Raw genomic sequence first — 19,531 nt, forward strand, 5'->3', positions numbered from 1 at the left:
TCTGAAGCTTGCCGCATTCGACAAACTCAAAGCTTAACGCACAATACCACGTTCAGATTGCTCTAAAGAATCAATTAAACGCTGCGCTTCTGCCACATTTGGCAAAATATCAATGCGAATTTGCTGAATGGCTTGCTCAGTGGTTAATCCAGATTTGTAAATGAGTTTAAAGGCTTCACGAAGACCTTGAATCACATCCTTCGACCAGCCTTTACGACGCATTCCTTCCACATTCATTGCAAATGCATGTGCAGGATTACCAGAAACCATGACATACGCAGGCACATCTTTAAGAATGAGCGATGCACCACCAATCATGCTATAAGAGTCAATTTTACAGAATTGGTGAATACCAGAGTTTCCACCGACAACCACATAATCCCCAACATGCACATGACCTGCCACACCCACGTTATTGGCAAAAATATTGTGATCACCCACCATACAGTCATGTGCGATATGCGTATTGACCATAAGTAAGTTGTGACTACCAATTTTGGTCAGGCTATTGTCTTGCACCGTACCACGATGCAAACTGCAGTGTTCACGAATTTTGTTGTGATCACCAATTTCTAGCCAAGTTTCCTCACCTGCATATTTTAAGTCCTGACAGACCTCACCTACGCTGGCGAACTGGAAAATTTCATTGTGCTGACCAATACGGGTGTAACCACCAATCACCACATGCGAATGAAGTTTTGTACCCTCACCAATCGTTACATTTGGGCCAATAATACAGTATGGACCAATCGTGACATCTGAAGCGATTACTGCAGATGAGTCAATAATAGCGGTTGGGTGAATGAGTGGGTTATTGCTCATGCTTGCTCTGTTTTCTGATGCGAAACCATAATTTCCGCGGTTGCTGCGACGACGCCATCAACGGTGGCGATACAATTATATTTGTAAATGCCTCGTTTTTGCATAACTAATTCAGATTTTAATACAAGTTGATCGCCTGCAACGACTTGTTTTTTAAATCGAACTTTTTCTGCGCCTGCAAAAAGGAACAAAGAACCTGCGCTCGGTTTCTCATTATTCATGATAAAACCTAAAATACCCGACACTTGTGCCATAGCTTCAACGATTAAAACACCCGGCATGATCGGATAATTCGGGAAGTGTCCTTGCAAGAATTCTTCATTGATAGATACGTTTTTATAACCCACGATACCGTTATCAGTGACTTCTACAATGCGGTCTACCAATAAAAACGGATAGCGATGGGGTAAATATTCACGAATGGTTTGAATGTGCATTGGCAATTCAGGTTTAGTGAAGGTGCTAGAATTCGACTCAGTCATCATAATTATTTACGCAATTTAAAAGTTGATTCAAGGGACTCAATTTGAGATTGCATATCATCAAGTCTTTTCACCAATTGGGTCAATGGCACATCTGCTAATTGTCTGAGGCGCACAACAGTACGTTTCCACTTTTGATTTTCAAACAAGCCTATACCTGACGAATATTTTCCTGATTCAGAAATATTATTTGTGACCATTGACATTCCTGTCAAAGTCACATTATCAGCAATATTTAAGTGCCCTGAAATTGCACTTCCACCACCAATGATACAGTTTTTGCCAATTGTCACACTTCCAGCCACGGCAGTTTTTGCTGCAATGGCCGTATGAGCACCTAATTTGACGTTATGTGCGATTTGCACAAGGTTATCAATAATGACACCATCTTCCAAAATTGTATCATTTAGTGCACCGCGATCTACGCTGCAATTCGAGCCAATACGAACGTCATTGCCAATAATCACCGAACCCAACTGTGCAATACGATGCCATTTGCCTTGATAAGGTGCAAAGCCAAAGCCTTCACTGCCAATTACAGTATTGGCGTGTATGCGCACACGATGTCCAAGCTTGGCTGCACCTGTCAAAGTCACGTGTGAATCAATAAAACACTGTTGACCAATTTCGACAAAGTCATCAATTTTACAGTGCGATTGCACAATCGTATTGTCACCCACCACACAATTTTCACCAATTACGACGTAATGACCAATATAGGCACTATCGGCGATGATGGCTGATGGATGGATTTGAGCTGTGCTTTCTATACCACGTTGCGTATGCTTGCGCTCAAATACATGAGTCAAAATTGCAAAAGCCAAATATGGATTATCGACCACAATAAAGTTGTGATGATTGTCTAACTCGGCTTGTAGTGAAGCGGTCACAATTAAAGCTCCCGCTTGGGAGCTACGTGCTTGCGCTAAATATTTATCGCCATTCACGAATGCAAGTTGATGCGCCTGAGCAGACTCAAGGCTTGCCAAACCTTGCAAACGTAAATCGGCTTGTCCAATGTATTGACCTTGAACTAAACCAGCAATTTCTTCTAAGCGATAATGTTGGGAACTCATTGATTATTTAAGTGCGTTGACCTTTTGGATCATTTTATCAGTTAAATCATACTTCGGGTCATAGGCAAGTGCCGAGTTTTTATTCAAAACTACATCTAAACCATTTTCTTTACGCAATTGTTCAGCAACTTGCTTTAAACGAGTTTCAAAACCATCGTTAATTTTGTGCAATTCTGACTGAACACGGGTTTGTACCACTTGTTGCAAACCATTAAATTCTTTCAATTTCGCTTGAAACTGTGTATTCATTTTTTGCTTTTCAGTATCTGACAAATTCGTAGCCTGCTGCGCTCGCTGCTGCATGGCTTCCAACTCTTTTGTCAGCTGTTCAAGCTTAGTGGTTTGTGGTTTGACCGACTGCTGCAAAGCTAAATTTTGCTGTTTGAGATAACTGCTATTTTCTACAACACGCTCTAAACTTACTACACCATAGCCTGCAGCATGTGCTACTGCTGCCATTGTAGATAAACCCAACAATGCCAAACTCAATATTGTTTTTTTCATATGCTACATCCTGTGTTTAAACAATCCAACACGAGTCGTACTTAGAAAGTACGACCAATTTCGAATTGAATATTTTTAGTATCATCGCCTTGTTTATCATTCAACGGATACGCATAGCTGAGTGACAATGGACCAATCATGGTGATCCAAGTAAAGCCTACACCCACGCTATAACGCATTTCACCGAAGTCAAAGCCGTAGTTGTCTTTACAATATTGCTTGGCATTCACAGAAGCACCATTCACAAAAATATTTGAATCAGAAACATTACACTGAGTATCAAAAACTTGTGCGCCTTCTGCAAAAATTACTGGACGGACTTGACGCGTCCAATCTCCTTTAAATGGCACTGGTAGAGCCAATTCTGTACCGAACTGTACTAGAGCATTACCACCAACTTCTTCAGGTGAGCGATCCGTTTGACTTGTATCAGAGAAATAAACACCTGGATATTTCGGGCCTAAGGTGCTGTTGTCATAACCACGTACTGAACCATAACCACCTGCATAGAAGTTCTTATAGAACGGTAAGTCATTACCAAAACCTAACTTACCGTAGCCACGTAAGACAAAATCATGACCTAATGGCATATAAGCCTGTGCATCATAGGTCACTTTTTGGAATTCCACATCACTACCGGGTAAAGCAATTTCAGCATTAACACGATGCGACATACCATTGGTTGGGAAAATCGGACGATTTAAAGTGTTGTATGACCAACCTAAATTTAGGTTATACGTAAGGAAATCACCTTTAAATTCTTTGCCGTAAGGAATTGGATTTGCACAAGGCTCATACCCTACTACATCACCATTTGCATCTTTAATAGGGACTAAATCATCTGGACAATATTCGTCACTTTTGGTTTCTTTACCCCCATGGCGCTCTAAATAGTCTGCGACATAAGTTGAAACATAAGGACCTGTGGTTACTTCGGTCTGATCAATGTTTAAACCTGCACTAATGCTTTGGTTTTCATCAATTGGGTAACCGAAGTTAATTCCACCACCTAAACTGTCAGTCACATAGTTGTTAACGTTATAGTTATCATCTAACTTGGTTTTACGGTAGTACATGTTGTAACCACGACGCACACCATCAATCGTGAAGTATGGATCAGTCACACTCAGGTTATAGTAATCTTGTGTTTCAGAACGTGATAAATCAATCGAAACCGAATTACCCGTACCTAAGAAGTTAGTTTGGCTTAAACCAGCTTGGAACGTCACACCACCGCTTTGCGAGAAACCTACCGCTAAAGTACTGGTACCTGAGTGCTGTTCTTCTACATTAACATTTAAGTCAATTTGGTCTGGCACATTAGGAATACGTACTGGCTTAACATCGACGGTTTTAAAGAAACCTGTACGTTCTAAACGAACTTTAGACAAGTCAATTTTTTCATTGCTTGCCAATGCGCCTTCCATTTGACGCATTTCACGACGTAGCACTTCATCGGCAGTTTTACTGTTACCTGCGAAGTTAATACGACGCACTGTAACTTGCTGACCTGGATTAATGTAGTAGTTTAAATCGACCAGTTTAGTTTCTTTGTCAATTTGCGGCACAATATTCACTTCTGCATAGTAATAGCCTGCATTACCATATTTACGCAGCAACAATTGTTTCACCGCATTCACTTTTTCTTGTGAATAGGTTTCACCATCTTTATAAATTTGCAGTGCCGTAAGTTCTTCTGGTTTGTATAAAGCATCGCCCAAGAACTTGCTTTCGCCAAACTTGAATTGCTCACCTTCATCCACCGAAACTTCAACAAAAATATGCTTTTTGTCTTCGCTCAAATTCAAGCTAGAGTTAGTGATATTGAAGTTGATATAACCTTTATTCAGATATAACGCACGTAATGCTTCCAAGCTTGCTGCCATTTTTTCGCGTGCATAACGGTCATTACGGGTAACAATCGAACTCCAGCTACTTTCTTTAACAGCAAACGCCTGCTTAATATCGCTATCTTTAAATACCGTATTGCCAATGATGTTGATATCTACCACTTTGGCGGCTTTGCCTTCAACAAATTCTACGGTTAAATCTACACGGTTATTTGGGCGTGCTGTGGTAATGACGCGTACATCTGCATCATAACGACCTTGCTGCATATACTGCTGTTCAAGCTCAGATTCTAAAGTTTGTAGTGCTGACTTTTTCAGTACTTCACCTTCAGCCACACCCATTTTCTTTAAACCATCTTCCAACGCTTCTTTTGGAATCAGTTTATTGCCTTTAAATTCAACCTTAGAAATGATTGGGCGCTCAACCACTTTAAACACTAAAGTGTCGGCTTCACGACTGGCCTGAATGTCATCAAACAAACCTGTGGCATAGAGTGAACGAATCGCATTGGCCAACACTGCTTCATTGACACGATCACCACTATTCACTGGAATCATTCCATAGACATTGGCTGGCGTTAAACGAACAAGACCATCTATTTTTATATCTCGCGCAATAAATTCATCTGCTGCATATACTTGTTGTGTTGCCGCCATTGCACTAACCAGTGCCAAGGGCATAAATAAATGTGTGTGCTGCATGCCAGTCTTTTCCAGTGTTAAATTTATTTCGTATCTACGTTGTTATAAACGCATAATGTCATTAAATAATGCAAGGAGCATCATACTTCCAAGCAGTACCATACCAATTTTTAAACCAACTAATTGTATTTGTTCAGAAACAGGTTTTCCACGAATCAGCTCGATAAAATAATAAACTAAATGCCCGCCATCCAACATTGGAATTGGCAATAAATTTAGAATTCCTAAGCTTACGCTCATAAGTGCCATAAAGGAAATAAAAGTTTGCCACCCCATTTCCGCACTTTGCCCTGCGACTTTGGCAATAGTAATTGGGCCTGATAAGTTATCTAAACCAATTAAACCACGTACCATTTTGACAATAGAATTCAGAATCATGCTAGACAGCTGACCTGTTTTATCTACCGCCATAAATAAAGCTTCACTCGGGCTGTATTGAATGGTTTGCTTAAAATCTTCTGGAATGACAATTTTTCCAGGATCACTTTGCACACCCAATACACCCGAAACATTGCCCATATTGTCACGTTTGCCTTGCGGCATCACTTCCAGTTGCTGTACTTGATTGTTACGCAGCACATCTACTTTCAGTAATTTTTCTGGCGATGCTTGAACAACTTGTACCACATCGTACCAGTCATTCATTTTGACGCCATCAATCGCAATAATTTGATCGCCGACTTGCATACCTTGACGAATGGCCGCACCATCTTCACTTAACTTACTGACAATTGCAGGAATTTGTGGGCGATACGGTGTAAAACCCAAGATATCTAAAGGTGATTGGGATTGATCATTTAAGAAATTTTGAATGGGTAAGCTAAATGTTTTGATTTCACCTGCGCGTTCCGCCTGTACCTGGATCTTGCCTGTTTCACCTACACGATCTACCAAGGCAAAGTTCAGCTTTTCCCATGTCGTCACAGGCGTACCATCAATGGCGGTAATCTTATCACCTACTTGCATTTGCGCTGCCGCCGCAGGTGTATCTGCCAGTACCTTACCCACACGGGTATTCAACTGTTCTTGAGAGGGTAAAAATAATAGCCAGAACAATAATATGGCAAAAATCAGGTTGATTAACGGACCTGCTGCCACAATCGCAATACGTTTCCACGGATGCTGACGATTAAAGGCATAAGGTAGGTCTGCTTCTGCAACGTTTTCTTCGCGTTCATCAAGCATTTTGACATAGCCACCCAAAGGCAGTGCCGAAAGCTGATATTGAATCCCCGATTTTTTAGACGTCCATTTTAAAATGGTTGGCCCAAAGCCTATGGAATACACCAAAACTTTGACACCTAATTTACGTGCAACAAAGTAGTGCCCAAACTCATGAATTGCAATTAAAGGTCCTAGCAAAAGAATCGCTGCAACCACAATAAATAAGGCACTCATGCTTTAGCTTCCTTTATTCAACACAAAATACTGTGCAATAGCACGAGCATTTTGGTCTGCCTGCAAAATCAGTTCAATGCTTTCTGCGGCTGAATTTTGTATTTGGTTCAAGGTATGCTCAACCACTGTCGCAATTTCAGTAAAACGAATTTTTTGCTGCAAGAATGCTGCAACTGCAATTTCATTTGCTGCATTTAAAATAGCAGGCGCCAGACCACCTTCTTGCATGGCTTGACGTGCCAGACTTAACGCAGGAAAACGTGTGGTATCGGGTGCTTGAAAATCAAGCTGATGATTGACAAACAAATCTAAAGGCGGAACATGCGTTTGGATACGCTGCGGCCATGCCAAAGCATGCGCAATTGGCGTACACATATCAGGATTACCCATTTGTGCCAAAGTTGAACCATCCACATATTGAACCATGGAATGAATAATACTCTGTGGATGAACCACAACTGTAACAAAGTGTTCTGAAATTGCAAAAAGATGACACGCTTCGATTAATTCCAAACCTTTGTTCATTAAGGTTGCAGAATCTACCGAAATTTTTTGTCCCATAGACCAATTTGGATGTTTGCAGGCTTGTGCAGGGGTAACGTGTTGCAGTTCTTCTAGGCTATGATTTAAAAATGGGCCGCCCGAAGCAGTCAGTAAAATTTGTGATACACCTAGCTGAGGTTGTCCATTTCTTTCGGTTTGTAAATAATGTTGAGGCAAACATTGAAAAATCGCGTTATGTTCAGAATCTACAGGCAATAACAAAGCACCATGTTCACGTGCCGCCTGCATCATGATGTCGCCCGACATCACCAAGGCTTCTTTATTGGCCAATAACACGCGCTTACCCGCTTTAACCGCAGCCAGTGTAGGTAATAAACCTGCCGCACCGACAATGGCTGCCATCACCACATCCACTTCAGGATGTTCGGCAACTGCGATTAAACCCGCTTCATCGCTTAGAATTTCAATTTCAGAAATATGTTGCTGTGCAAGTGATTGCTGTAACTCATCAACTTTTGACGCAGGTACAACCACAATTTTAGGATGGTACTGTTTGCATATTTGAACCAGTTCTTGAATTCGGCTGTGCGCCGTCACGGCAAAAACTGAATACTGCTCTGGATGTTGTTGCAATACTTTTAGGGTGCTTTGTCCAATTGAACCTGTCACACCCAAGATACAAACAGCTTGTGACATTTATAAATCTACGCCAATAAGTTTTAAAACATACATACCCGCAGCAAAAATTGGAGCTGCTGCAAGCAAAGAATCAATCCGATCTAGCACACCACCATGACCTGGCAAGACGCGCCCAGAGTCTTTAATACCTGCACGGCGTTTGATCATGGATTCAAATAAATCGCCCAATACCGAGCTAAATACCGTAATCACCGAAAGAATCAGGAATAAAATATGTTGTGCCAAAGTCAGGTCTAAATACACCACTTCAACAACAATCACGATTAGCATGGCAGTAAAAACACCGCCATATAAGCCTTCTACTGATTTGTTTGGACTGACATTCGGTGCAAGTTTTTTCTTGCCCAGTTTACGCCCAACAAAATAAGCACCTGAGTCTGCACCCCAAACCAACAAGAACAAGTACATTAACCACCACGGCGAACTATTCCATACGGAAAAAATTGCAGTGACCGCAGCAGAAATTAGAATAAAACCAATAAAACTTAAGCTTGGATTATACCATGCATCGTATTCTGGATAAGACTTGACCCAATAAATACTGAGTAACCATGTCAAAATGGAAGCTGCCCAAAGTAACAAGGCAATATCACTAAAATAAAGTGCCATTGCTGCCAAAGCGGCAGTCAATACACCAAAGCCCCAAGCCACAGGTTTGAGGACATATTTAGTTTTTCTTGGCATGAGTTTGAACCACTCATAGCCCGCAACCCCTGCTGCAACAATCATCAGCATAAACATTGGATAGTGCGACTGAGTTGCAAACATACAACTCAACACCACAGCAACCAATACCAATGCGGTAATAATCCGCTCTAACATGTATTAATTCTCAATTTTCTCTTGTTGAATTTGCTCAGAAGTTTTACCAAAACGACGTTCGCGACCACCAAATACTGCCAGTGCATCGTCAAATTCTTCTATGCTAAATTCAGGCCACAAGGTTTGGGTAAAATACAATTCAGCATACGCAGCTTGCCAAAGTAAAAAGTTGGACAATCTAAAATCGCCACCTGTACGAATCAACAGATCGACAGGTGGTAGGTCTGCCAGACTGACATATTGACCAAAAAGTTGTGTATCTATTTGTTCAATATCAATTTTATGCGCCACAACATCTGCAGCAATTTGTTTTGCAGCTTGTGCCATATCCCACATACCACCATAACTAATGGCAATTGTGAGTGTCATGCTGTTGAAATTAGCAGTCCTTTGTTCGGCATGCAACATTAACTCACGCAAATGCGGCGACAAACGTGAACGGTCACCAATAAAACGTAAGGCAATATTGAATTTTTCCATGCGTGGTAATTGCTCATGAATTGTGGTTTCCAGCAATTGCATGAGTAAATCCACTTCAAACTGCGGACGATTCCAGTTTTCACTCGAAAAAGCAAAAACGGTTAAAGCTTGAATGTGTTTTTTTCTACAATGTTCAACAATCGGGTCAAGTACATCTTTACCAGAGCGATGTCCTTCCCCTTTTTGCATTTGATTTTTTTTTGCAAAACGATTGTTGCCATCCATAATGATGGCAACATGTTTTGGCAAAGACGCGCTGTCTTCCGATGTGGTCATTGATTAGACCTTCATCAACTCAGCTTCTTTTGCAGCAAGACGCTTGTCTACTTCTGCAACGTATTTGTCTGTGATTTTTTGGATGTCATCTGCTGCACGGCGCTCATCATCTTCAGAAATTTCTTTTTCTTTCAATAATGCTTTGATGTCGCCCAATACATCACGGCGGATGTTACGAATAGCAACTTTGGCATTTTCTGCTTCAGAACGCGCAACTTTTTGCATGTCACGACGAGTTTCTTCAGTCAATGCTGCAAGCGGTACACGAATTGCATCGGCTGTGATTGGGTTTAGACCCAAATCTGACTCACGAATTGCTTTATCAATTGCAGACACCATTGAACGCTCAAATGGCTGAACCAATAAGGTACGTGAATCTTCTACACCAATGTTGGCTACTTGGTTAAGTGGCACATCGGAACCGTAGTAAGAAACCATCACACCATTTAAAATTGATGGATGTGCACGACCTGTACGTACTTTGGCAAAACCATGTTCTAAAGACTCTAAAGTCTTGCTCATACGTTCTTCGCTGTCTTTTTTAAGATCGTTAATCATAAGATCTTCCTTACTGTATTCTAAAATTTGAGTCAAAATATAGGGTTAAATTAAACCGTAGTATAAAGAGCTTTGTGGCTCACGTACATTAGTTCGTAACGTGAGTTCCTTCTTTTTCGCCCATCACTACAGAAAGCAATGCACCTGCTTTATTCATATCAAAAACTTGCAACGGCACATTGTGATCGCGGCATAAGCAGATTGCAGTTAAATCCATAACACCTAATTTTTCATCCAACACCTGGTCAAATGTAAGTGTGTCATATTTCACCGCATCTTCGTATTTGCTTGGATCTTTGTTATATACGCCATCTACTTTGGTCGCTTTTAAGATCAAGTTAGCTTCGATTTCGATACCACGTAAACATGCTGCTGTATCTGTGGTAAAGAATGGATTGCCTGTACCCGCAACGAACACACACACTTCACCTTGAGTCAGGTGACGAATCGCATCACGGCTTGAGTAAGACTCAACCACTGTACCAATAGGCAATGCAGACATTAAACGGGTTTTGATGTTACGGCGCACCAAGGCATCACGCATGGCTAAACCGTTCATCACCGTTGCCAACATACCCATTTGGTCGCCTGTTACACGGCCGACTAAACCATCTTTTTGTAATTGGCTGCCACGGTATAAGTTACCACCACCGACAACAATACCCACTTGCACACCTAAACCAACCAAGTGTGCAATTGCCAAAGACATTTGATCGAGCACTTGCGCATCAATCCCCATGTCTTTATTACCCGCAAGTGCCTCACCCGATAGTTTCAACAAGATACGTGCATAACGTGGCTTTTTTGAATCTAACATTGTCATTACTCCAATTCTAAATTCTAAACTTTAATTTTTTACAATTTGTATGGCTTACAGCTAGCAATCCAAATCTGCAAAGCATTATGCAGATTTGACCTGAATCAGCTTGGCAAATAAGTCGTATTCATCGGCATCGGTAATTTCAACTTCAAGTAAATCACCTGCTTTAATCACGCTCTTGTCAATATCTTCTACAAAGACGTTGCCATCAATTTCTGGCGCATCTGCATAAGAACGTGCCACTGCGACTGGAAATTCTTCTTCCAAATCATCTACCAACACGGTCATGGTTTGACCAATACGTTTTTGCAGTTTAGCTGCTGAAATTTCTTGCTGAACCTGCATAAAACGCTCATAGCGTTCTTGCTTGATTTCTTCTGGCACATGATCTGGCAAGTCGTTTGCTGCCGCACCTTCAACAGGTGAATAAGTAAAGCAACCAACACGGTCTAATTGCGCTTCTTTTAGCCAGTCGAGCAAAATTTGGAAATCTTCTTCTGTTTCGCCTGGAAAACCCACCACAAAGGTTGAACGAATCACCAGCTCAGGGCATTTTTCACGCCAAAGTTTTAAACGCTCCAACGTGTTTTCGCTGTGCGCAGGTCGCTTCATCAACTTTAATACTTTCGGGCTGGCATGTTGGAATGGAATATCCAAATAAGGCAAAATTTTGCCTTGTGCCATTAAATCAATTACAGCATCCACATGCGGATATGGATAGACATAGTGCAAACGCACCCAAATACCCAATTGCCCTAAGGCTTCACACATATCATAGAATTTGGTTTTAACAGGCTGACCGTTCCAAAAGTCCAATTTGTATTTGGTATCTACGCCGTAGGCAGAAGTATCTTGAGAAATTACCAATACTTCTTTTACGCCTGCACGTTTCAGTGCCGCAGCTTCTTCTAATACCGAACCCACAGGACGCGAAACTAAATCGCCACGCATGCTTGGAATGATGCAGAAAGTACAGCGATGGTTACAGCCTTCTGAAATTTTAAGATAGGCATAATGTTTAGGCGTCAAACGAATGCCTTGTTCAGGAACCAAATCGATGAATGGATTATGCTTTGGTGGCTCAGGTACATACTGGTGCACCGCTTCCATAACTTCCTGATAAGCTGCCGCGCCTGTGACTTTTAATACATTTGGGTGCATTTGACGAATCTTGTCTTCATCTTTACCCAAACAGCCTGTCACAATCACACGGCCATTGGCATTCATTGCTTCGCCAATCGCGTCTAAGGACTCTTGTACTGCAGATTCAATAAAACCACATGTATTGACAACAACTAAGTCTGCACCATCATAATCAGATGCAACATCGTAACCTTCAGTTTTTAACTGAGTTAAAATTCGTTCGGAATCTACCAATGCCTTAGGACAACCTAAAGAAACAAAACCGACTTTGGGGGATTTCATAGAATCTGCACTCCACTAGAATGCGCGTATTGTATGACTTTTCTTTGCATAAAAATAGAGAAATAGCCGACTCTTTGCATAATGCACCAAAATACAACCATTCAGGCTGAATGATTTATTTATTGCACCATTTTAATGCATTTTTTATTTACAGTGTTTCTGTTATCCGTTATATCTTGAAAATTCAGTCCAGTTGCAGCGCATTTTTTTGAACTTGCGAAGATAAATGCACTAAAAACTTAAAGTTGGCGTGCATTTTGCTTAATTCGCCTCACTTCGATCCAAATTTGGAACATGGCTGCTACATGATAATACCCTTGCGCTATTTTAATACAGGAAGTATTCGCTAATGGATCAAACCCAGAGCATTGACTACCGCCTCTTGGTAGACAACTTAAGCACTGCAATTTTATTGGTTGACCGTGACCTGAATATTTTTTATTTAAATTCTTCGTGTGAAGCCTTGTTTGATATCAGTTTAATTCGTGCATCAGGACAACCTGTTTTAAATCTGCTGCACATGCCTAATGATGAGTTTAATACTCAAGAGGCTTTTCTAAACACACTCAAAACAGGTCAACCTTATACACGCCGTGAAGCAACAATTAATGTCAATTTCAAAGATATTCACGTCGATTACACTGCATCACAGCTAAATTCAGGCAAGCCTTATCATCCCTTATTGCTGATTGAATTAAATCCGATTGATCGGATGCTCAAAATTTCCAAAGAAGAAAACTTTATTCAGCAGCATCAGGTGGCGCGGCAACTCATACGTGGTGTGGCGCATGAAATTAAAAACCCGCTTGCAGGAATTCGTGGTGCGACTCAACTTTTAGCACGCAGCTTGAATGACCCAAAATATGACGAATTTACCGACATTATTATTAGTGAAGTCGATCGTTTAAGAAACTTGGCAGACACCATGCTCGGTTCACGCCAATTACCAAGTTATGAATTGGTCAACGTACACGAGCCCTTGGAACGTGTACGCAGTTTAATTGTCAATCAAACCAAAAATAAAATAAAAATCATTCGTGACTATGACCTTTCCTTACCTGAAGTCATGGCAGACCGTGATCAATTGATTCAAGTCATGCTGAATATTTGTGCCAATGCGGTGCAAGCCATGACTGAAAACGCTGATTTCTTTATCGAGCATCAACCTGAATTGGTTTTAAGAACCCGTATTCAGCGCTTAGTCACCATTAATGGTGTACTGAACCGCTCTACGGTGCGTGTTGATATTGAAGATAACGGCCCTGGTGTACCTGAAGACATTTTAGAGTCTGTATTTTATCCGTTGGTGACTGGACGAGCTAACGGCACTGGGCTTGGTTTGAGCATCGCACAAAATATTATGCATCAACACAACGGAATGATTGAATGCCAATCCATTCCGGGAAAAACAATATTTAGCTTATATTTACCTTGGGAGGCGAGTCATGTCGCGAAATAAAATTTGGGTGATTGATGATGACCGAGCAATGCGCTGGGTACTGGAAAAAACCTTTAGAGAAGAAGGTTTTGAAGTCACCAGTTTTGAAGAGGCTCAATCTGCACTGGATGAACTCAGCCAAGATGCACCCGATGTAATTTTGACCGACATTCGTATGCCTGGGGTGGATGGCCTGACCTTCTTAGCCAAAGTCAAAGCAAACTACCCAGACCTACCTGTCATTATTATGACTGCACACTCCGATTTAGAGTCAGCAGTTTCAAGCTACCAAACTGGTGCATTTGAATACCTGCCTAAGCCTTTCGATCTTGATGAAGCTTTAGCGTTGGTTAATCGTGCAATTTTACACATCACCAAATTACAACAGCAAGAATCTGCAAAATCTACAGTACAGCCAATTCAATCGACAGAAATTATTGGTGAATCACCTGCTATGCAGGAAGTATTCCGCGCCATTGGACGATTATCACAATCACATATTACCGTGCTGATTAATGGTGAGTCTGGCACAGGTAAAGAACTGGTGGCACATGCACTGCATCGCCACTCACCACGTAGCAGCAAGCCATTTATTGCGCTAAATATGGCGGCCATTCCTAAAGATCTGATTGAAACCGAACTTTTTGGACACGAAAAAGGTGCGTTTACGGGTGCCAATACGCAACGTCAAGGGCGCTTTGAACAAGCCAACGGCGGCACACTGTTTTTAGATGAAATTGGCGATATGCCTTTTGAAACTCAAACTCGTTTATTGCGTGTCTTGGCTGACGGTGAGTTTTACCGTGTTGGTGGGCATATCCCTGTCAAAGTAGATGTGCGTATTGTTGCAGCGACGCATCAGGACTTAGAAAAACTGGTACAGGATGGTCGCTTCCGTGAAGACTTGTATCACCGCCTGAACGTCATTCGTATTCACATTCCTAAACTGGCGCATCGTAGCGAAGATATTCCAATGTTGGCGCAACACTTTTTAGCACGTGCGGGCAAAGAATTGGGGGTGAGTCCAAAAATATTGCGTCCTGAAACTGTTGAATATATGCAACAACTGCCTTGGCAAGGTAACGTACGCCAACTGGAAAATACCTGCCGTTGGCTAACCGTCATGATTACAGGCCGTGAGGTCTATCCTGAAGATTTACCAACTGAACTCAAGCAAATTCCAATTGAAAAATTAGGTGAGCATCCTGCACAGCACTTGGTAGATCGAGTGTCTATGCACCACTGGGATGAATTGTTGGGTCAATGGGCAGTACAAAAGTTAAAAAATGGCGAGATGAAACTTCTGGATATCGCCATTCCAATGTTTGAACGCACCTTAATTAATGCTGCACTGCAACAAACCCGTGGACGTAAACGTCATGCCGCTGAATTATTGGGTTGGGGACGTAATACTTTGACGCGAAAACTCAAAGAATTAGGAATGGACAGTGCCGATGATGAAATAGAAGAAGATATGGAGAGCTAAACGCAGAAAAAATATCTAATCCATCAAAATATAGGGAAATTCAGCTTTTGAATTTCCCTATTTTTATATCTTAGACTCTCTAAGTTAAGTGCAATTAAGCCGCGGTAAATCCAACATAGCGAGATAAACCTTGCACGCCTAAATCCGTTTTATAAATCAAATATTGCGGATAACGACTTGAAGTCAGTTCTTGCCACATATCCAACTGATCATCATGTGCATGAATTTCATCGACACTGCGTGGCATGCTTTGTTCAAATACATCTGAGGCATATTCAAAACCCAAATCCATTGCGACAAACAAAGTATGCTCGCAAGGCTGAATATATTGTTCTTCTGCCCAATCAATAACAGCATGTTGGCAATGTGGGCAAAGCAAATTTTCAGTCGCAGGCGTATTCAGTTCAATGAGTTGATATGGCATAGAGCAGCATCACCAATAGTAAAATAGATAAACATAAAATCTGTTTGCATCATAACAAGCAATTTCTATATTTTGCGCTAAGCACGGCTTATAATTATAGAAATTTTTTTAATTATACTTATGGCAACTCTAGAAAATGCAATTACACTTGCAGTACAACAACATACAGGGCAGCTAGATAAAGGCGGTCAGCCTTATATTTTGCATCCCTTACGTGTAATGTTGCAATTACAACAGCCCGATCAGCAAATTGTCGCTGTACTGCACGACATTCTTGAAGATACCCACACCACAGCACAAGACCTGCAAAATTTAGGATTTCAAACGCATATTATTCAAGCAATTCAGGCGCTCACCAAACTGCCGCATGAAACTCGTGTTCAAGCGGCTATGCGTACTGCACAAAACCCGCTTGCCTGTGCTGTAAAAATTGCAGATGTGCAAGACAACATGAATTTAACGCGGATTCCCAATCCTACAGCACGTGATTTAGCCCGTTTAGAAGAATACCGACAAGTTTTAGAGATTCTGCAAAAAGCACAGCAATAAAGCACAATTAAAGATTGACAACATGCAACGATGCCACTTTAATTTAAGTATTGTTGCATAAATGGAATTTAGTCATGCTTACAGATTTGGATGATTTTTATTGTTTTGCCCAAGTGGTCGAACATGGTGGATTTAGTGCAGCAGAACGCGCCACCGATATTCCAAAATCCAAACTTAGCCGACGCGTACACAACCTAGAAGAACGCTTAGGTGTGCGTTTAATTCAGCGCAGCTCACGTCATTTTGCGGTCACAGAAATTGGTATGAATGTGTATCGGCATGCGCAAGTAATGATGAATGCTGCCCAAGCCGCGCACGACTTGGTCGATCACCTAAGTATTCAACCGCGTGGTGTAATTAAAGTCAGCTTACCTGTTTCAATTGCACAAAATGAAATTGCCAAAATCTTGCCTGAGTTTTTGAAAGCCTACCCTGAAATTAAAGTACAGCTAATTGTCAGCAACCGTCGTGTCGATATCGTCAACGAAGGGATCGACATTGCCCTGCGTGTCCGCTCAAATTTAGATGATGATCCAAGTTTGGTGATTCGCAAATTCAGCAACATCGAACAACATCTATTTGCCAGTCAGGCTTATTTGAATGAATTTGGCGATTTGAAAAAACCTGAAGATTTAAGTCATCATAAAATTTTAAGCATGTCGGATGAGCATTTAGATCAATACATGGTTGTGCATGATCAACAACAGCAACCGAAAAAAATTAAGGTCAACCCTACAGTCATGGGTTCAGATTTAATGATGCTAGCGCAATTGGCACGACAAAATTGTGGCATTGTGTTGTTGCCTGACACGATTGTTGAAGATTATGTTGCATCGGGTGAATTGGTTCGTGTTTTACCCGACTGGCACGCACCGCATGGTATTTTCCATGCCGTCTATCCATCACGCCGTGGTTTATTACCTGCTGTACGTGTATTTATCGACTATTTGGTCGAAAAGCTAACCATTCGTTAGCACATAGGATCTTTTGATTTCAGATACGAAACAGCAAAAAAAAAAGCTTATCTAAGACAGATAAGCTTTGAAAACTACAATCTAAAATAAGAAAGCTAAAACAAAGAAACTACAGCAAGTATCTTTGACTTCAATTATAGCGATTGTTCATTTTTTAACAAATAGTTTAAAACTAAAGTCTAAGATGTTTTATCTATCAGTCTTAACCTGAAAGCATTCGTGCATTAAATTTCAGGATAACTCCCCGTACCTTCTGGCCACGGCGATAACACTTCAAAGCCTGTATCAGTCACAGCAACCATGTGTTCCCATTGTGCAGAAAGTGATTTATCTGTCGTCACCACCGTCCAGCCATCTTTCAGTTCTTTCACACGCGCTTTGCCCGCATTCACCATTGGCTCAATGGTAAATACCATGCCTTTTTTAAGCACCAAGCCTTGTCCAGGCTGACCATAATGCAGCACACTTGGTTGTTCGTGATACACCTGCCCAATACCATGTCCGCAATATTCACGCACAATGCTAAACCCTTCACGATGCGCCACACTTTGAATGGCATAGCCAATATCGCCCAAAGTCGCGCCCGGTTTCACCGCATGAATCCCTGCGCGCATCGCCTCATAAGTGGTATCGACCAGTTTTTTCGCTTCTGGTTTCACCTGACCCACATAGTACATACGACTGGTATCACCATAAAAACCATCTTTAATCACTGCCACATCAATATTAATAATGTCGCCATCTTTTAAAATGGTTTTGGATGATGGAATACCATGACAGACCACTTCATTGGGTGAAATACAGGTGGTTTTGGTATAACCGTGATAGCCCACATTGGCAGGAATGACTTTTAAGGTATTTACAATATAATCGTGACACAAATCATCTAAGTATTCTGTCGTGACTCCAGGTTTGACATGCTCGCCAATCATCTGCAACACCTGAGCAGCCAAACGCCCCGAAATGCGTAATTTCTCAATATCTTGCTCTGATTTAATGCTGACTTTAAGGGCGCGCATGATGAACTCCTGACCTGAAGCCTGAGATTATAGCCGTTATTTAAAACCTACTCAAACCTACTCAATGTGGGTTTGATGTTTAATTCCTACTTCACCATCAAGAACCTAAAACATTTGCTTTAGGGATTACCTCAATTCCATAGGCTGTCACGGTGTAACTCACCGCCTTAATCACCACTTATGCAGTGATTAAATCTTTATCCGCATATCGCAGGATATTAATTGATGCATTAACATCACGATTTTGGATGGTTTGGCAAACTAAGCACTTCCACTCTCGCGCAGAAAGTGTGAGAGATTGATTTAATTCACCACAGCACGAACACATTTTACTACTTGGGAAGAATCGACCAACCGAAAGTACCGATTTTCCATGCTGTTTGGCTTTATAAATCAACTGCCTTTTAAACTCATAAAAACCCATATCGGATATAGCTCTTGCGAGTTTACGATTCCTCAACATGCCTTTAACATTCAAATCTTCAATCGCAATCACATCAAAACGTGTTACCAAATCCGTTGTGACTTGATGAAGATTATTCTTGCGTAGACAGGCAATTTTATAGTGCAGGCGAGATAGCTTGGCTTTTGCTTTTTCTCGATTCTGACTAGCTTTTTTCTTACGACTAAAAGACTTGTTGAGTCGCCTTAGTTTTGCAAGCTGTCTTTTAAGTGGTGCGTTAGAAGGAATAACCTCACCATTTGAAAGGGTGGCAAGATTAGAGACACCCAAATCAACACCGATACTTAAACCTGTTTTCGGTTTAAGCTTTTCGATCTGGGTGAGTTCGACAGCGATTGATACAAACCACTTACCACCTTGTTTAAATATTTTGGCCGAGAGAATTTTACCCTTATAGCGCAGATTCTCAGTCATTTTCACCCAACCCAAATTAGGGATTTTAATAGACCGACCCTTTACGCTAAATTGATCATTTGATAATGAAAAACGGTCATCCTTGCCTTTTTTTCTTGGCTTGGGGTATCCTGATTTGCCGTTAAAAAATCTATCAAAAGCACTACCCAACTGCTTAATCGCCAACTGTGGTGCGCACTTAGTCACTTTCTTCATGAAAGGATATTTTTCAAATTTAAAAGTGTTTAGGTGCTTTCTTAATTTACTCTCTTTAGGTCTATTAAGAAGCATTTCATTCACCGCAACATCATAATACTCACACTGATCTCGATATTCCTTATCAGCCTTGTATTGTCGCTGCCACTCT

At 41.2% G+C, this 19,531-nt stretch carries 19 protein-coding genes; 4 read left to right on the forward strand and 15 right to left on the reverse strand.

What is annotated here, in order from left to right; genetic code table 11:
- Positions 1-33: 33 nt before the first annotated feature.
- The 12 genes from lpxA to rimO form a co-directional block, all read right to left on the reverse strand.
- Positions 34-822, reverse strand: coding sequence for an acyl-ACP--UDP-N-acetylglucosamine O-acyltransferase (gene lpxA, locus VF675_RS06810; RefSeq protein ID WP_004976696.1), 789 nt, complete (start codon positions 820-822; stop codon positions 34-36).
- A complete protein-coding gene (fabZ, locus tag VF675_RS06815) occupies positions 819-1,307 on the reverse strand; it encodes a 3-hydroxyacyl-ACP dehydratase FabZ (protein WP_004976697.1) in 489 nt (162 codons plus the stop codon). Before fabZ ends, lpxA begins: the two co-directional genes overlap by 4 nt.
- Positions 1,308-1,309: 2 nt before the next feature.
- Positions 1,310-2,380: a UDP-3-O-(3-hydroxymyristoyl)glucosamine N-acyltransferase gene (gene lpxD / locus VF675_RS06820; RefSeq protein ID WP_004976698.1), complete on the reverse strand. Its 1,071-nt coding sequence runs from the start codon at positions 2,378-2,380 to the stop codon at positions 1,310-1,312.
- A gap of 3 nt (positions 2,381-2,383) precedes the next feature.
- Complete coding sequence (locus VF675_RS06825; protein ID WP_104851908.1) at positions 2,384-2,884, reverse strand: OmpH family outer membrane protein; 501 nt, start codon at positions 2,882-2,884, stop codon at positions 2,384-2,386.
- Between the two features lie 41 nt (positions 2,885-2,925).
- Positions 2,926-5,436, reverse strand: a complete 2,511-nt coding sequence (gene bamA, locus VF675_RS06830) for an outer membrane protein assembly factor BamA (RefSeq protein WP_440204984.1) — start codon at positions 5,434-5,436, stop codon at positions 2,926-2,928.
- A 42-nt stretch (positions 5,437-5,478) separates the two neighbouring features.
- Positions 5,479-6,834, reverse strand: coding sequence for an RIP metalloprotease RseP (rseP, locus tag VF675_RS06835; protein ID WP_096901424.1), 1,356 nt, complete (start codon positions 6,832-6,834; stop codon positions 5,479-5,481).
- 3 nt (positions 6,835-6,837) lie between these two features.
- Positions 6,838-8,034, reverse strand: a complete 1,197-nt coding sequence (gene ispC / locus VF675_RS06840) for a 1-deoxy-D-xylulose-5-phosphate reductoisomerase (RefSeq protein WP_440204985.1) — start codon at positions 8,032-8,034, stop codon at positions 6,838-6,840.
- Positions 8,035-8,859, reverse strand: coding sequence for a phosphatidate cytidylyltransferase (locus tag VF675_RS06845; protein WP_136143951.1), 825 nt, complete (start codon positions 8,857-8,859; stop codon positions 8,035-8,037).
- A 3-nt stretch (positions 8,860-8,862) separates the two neighbouring features.
- The gene (gene uppS, locus VF675_RS06850) at positions 8,863-9,615 is read right to left on the reverse strand and encodes a polyprenyl diphosphate synthase (protein ID WP_004976709.1); all 753 of its coding nucleotides are present in this window, start codon (positions 9,613-9,615) and stop codon (positions 8,863-8,865) included.
- A 3-nt stretch (positions 9,616-9,618) separates the two neighbouring features.
- Complete coding sequence (gene frr, locus VF675_RS06855) at positions 9,619-10,173, reverse strand: ribosome recycling factor (protein ID WP_004976711.1); 555 nt, start codon at positions 10,171-10,173, stop codon at positions 9,619-9,621.
- An 88-nt stretch (positions 10,174-10,261) separates the two neighbouring features.
- Positions 10,262-10,990, reverse strand: coding sequence for a UMP kinase (gene pyrH, locus VF675_RS06860; RefSeq protein WP_004976712.1), 729 nt, complete (start codon positions 10,988-10,990; stop codon positions 10,262-10,264).
- Between the two features lie 84 nt (positions 10,991-11,074).
- Positions 11,075-12,418, reverse strand: coding sequence for a 30S ribosomal protein S12 methylthiotransferase RimO (gene rimO, locus VF675_RS06865; RefSeq protein WP_416665295.1), 1,344 nt, complete (start codon positions 12,416-12,418; stop codon positions 11,075-11,077).
- 349 nt (positions 12,419-12,767) lie between these two features.
- Between rimO and glnL the strand changes: the two genes are divergently transcribed.
- Both glnL and glnG read left to right on the forward strand, forming a co-directional pair.
- Positions 12,768-13,877 (forward strand): nitrogen regulation protein NR(II), encoded by a 1,110-nt coding sequence (glnL, locus tag VF675_RS06870; protein WP_168418932.1) that lies wholly within the window; start codon positions 12,768-12,770, stop codon positions 13,875-13,877.
- Positions 13,864-15,342 carry a nitrogen regulation protein NR(I) gene (glnG, locus tag VF675_RS06875; RefSeq protein WP_440204986.1) on the forward strand — a complete coding sequence of 493 codons (1,479 nt, stop codon included), beginning with the start codon at positions 13,864-13,866 and terminating at the stop codon, positions 15,340-15,342. Before glnL ends, glnG begins: the two co-directional genes overlap by 14 nt.
- A gap of 94 nt (positions 15,343-15,436) precedes the next feature.
- Here the strand turns inward: glnG and VF675_RS06880 are convergent, their stop codons facing one another.
- A complete protein-coding gene (locus tag VF675_RS06880) occupies positions 15,437-15,766 on the reverse strand; it encodes a hypothetical protein (RefSeq protein ID WP_004976724.1) in 330 nt (109 codons plus the stop codon).
- A gap of 120 nt (positions 15,767-15,886) precedes the next feature.
- Here VF675_RS06880 and VF675_RS06885 point away from each other — a divergent pair, with 120 nt between their 5' ends.
- Positions 15,887-16,315, forward strand: a complete 429-nt coding sequence (locus VF675_RS06885) for an HD domain-containing protein (RefSeq protein WP_004976725.1) — start codon at positions 15,887-15,889, stop codon at positions 16,313-16,315.
- 74 nt (positions 16,316-16,389) lie between these two features.
- Positions 16,390-17,289, forward strand: coding sequence for a LysR substrate-binding domain-containing protein (locus VF675_RS06890; RefSeq protein WP_004976726.1), 900 nt, complete (start codon positions 16,390-16,392; stop codon positions 17,287-17,289).
- A gap of 224 nt (positions 17,290-17,513) precedes the next feature.
- On the opposite strand, the gene map is transcribed toward VF675_RS06890, so the two are convergent.
- Positions 17,514-18,308, reverse strand: coding sequence for a type I methionyl aminopeptidase (gene map / locus VF675_RS06895; RefSeq protein WP_004976729.1), 795 nt, complete (start codon positions 18,306-18,308; stop codon positions 17,514-17,516).
- 178 nt (positions 18,309-18,486) lie between these two features.
- Positions 18,487-19,531 (reverse strand): RNA-guided endonuclease InsQ/TnpB family protein (locus tag VF675_RS06900; protein ID WP_440204987.1); only part of this gene is annotated, 1,045 nt, incomplete at its 5' end.

Source organism: Acinetobacter sp. Lyrl_1, assembly GCF_051948795.1.
GTDB lineage: Bacteria > Pseudomonadota > Gammaproteobacteria > Pseudomonadales > Moraxellaceae > Acinetobacter > Acinetobacter towneri.

Excerpts from the sequence above, each read along its gene's own strand:
- lpxA (WP_004976696.1), bottom strand. The coding sequence starts at position 822 with ATGAGCAATAACCCACTCATTCACCCAACCGCTATTATTGACTCATCT.
- fabZ (WP_004976697.1), bottom strand. The coding sequence starts at position 1,307 with ATGATGACTGAGTCGAATTCTAGCACCTTCACTAAACCTGAATTGCCA.
- lpxD (WP_004976698.1), bottom strand. The coding sequence starts at position 2,380 with ATGAGTTCCCAACATTATCGCTTAGAAGAAATTGCTGGTTTAGTTCAA.
- VF675_RS06825 (WP_104851908.1), bottom strand. The coding sequence starts at position 2,884 with ATGAAAAAAACAATATTGAGTTTGGCATTGTTGGGTTTATCTACAATG.
- bamA (WP_440204984.1), bottom strand. The coding sequence starts at position 5,436 with ATGCAGCACACACATTTATTTATGCCCTTGGCACTGGTTAGTGCAATG.
- rseP (WP_096901424.1), bottom strand. The coding sequence starts at position 6,834 with ATGAGTGCCTTATTTATTGTGGTTGCAGCGATTCTTTTGCTAGGACCT.
- ispC (WP_440204985.1), bottom strand. The coding sequence starts at position 8,034 with ATGTCACAAGCTGTTTGTATCTTGGGTGTGACAGGTTCAATTGGACAA.
- VF675_RS06845 (WP_136143951.1), bottom strand. The coding sequence starts at position 8,859 with ATGTTAGAGCGGATTATTACCGCATTGGTATTGGTTGCTGTGGTGTTG.
- uppS (WP_004976709.1), bottom strand. The coding sequence starts at position 9,615 with ATGACCACATCGGAAGACAGCGCGTCTTTGCCAAAACATGTTGCCATC.
- frr (WP_004976711.1), bottom strand. The coding sequence starts at position 10,173 with ATGATTAACGATCTTAAAAAAGACAGCGAAGAACGTATGAGCAAGACT.
- pyrH (WP_004976712.1), bottom strand. The coding sequence starts at position 10,990 with ATGTTAGATTCAAAAAAGCCACGTTATGCACGTATCTTGTTGAAACTA.
- rimO (WP_416665295.1), bottom strand. The coding sequence starts at position 12,418 with ATGAAATCCCCCAAAGTCGGTTTTGTTTCTTTAGGTTGTCCTAAGGCA.
- glnL (WP_168418932.1), top strand. The coding sequence starts at position 12,768 with ATGGATCAAACCCAGAGCATTGACTACCGCCTCTTGGTAGACAACTTA.
- glnG (WP_440204986.1), top strand. The coding sequence starts at position 13,864 with ATGTCGCGAAATAAAATTTGGGTGATTGATGATGACCGAGCAATGCGC.
- VF675_RS06880 (WP_004976724.1), bottom strand. The coding sequence starts at position 15,766 with ATGCCATATCAACTCATTGAACTGAATACGCCTGCGACTGAAAATTTG.
- VF675_RS06885 (WP_004976725.1), top strand. The coding sequence starts at position 15,887 with ATGGCAACTCTAGAAAATGCAATTACACTTGCAGTACAACAACATACA.
- VF675_RS06890 (WP_004976726.1), top strand. The coding sequence starts at position 16,390 with ATGCTTACAGATTTGGATGATTTTTATTGTTTTGCCCAAGTGGTCGAA.
- map (WP_004976729.1), bottom strand. The coding sequence starts at position 18,308 with ATGCGCGCCCTTAAAGTCAGCATTAAATCAGAGCAAGATATTGAGAAA.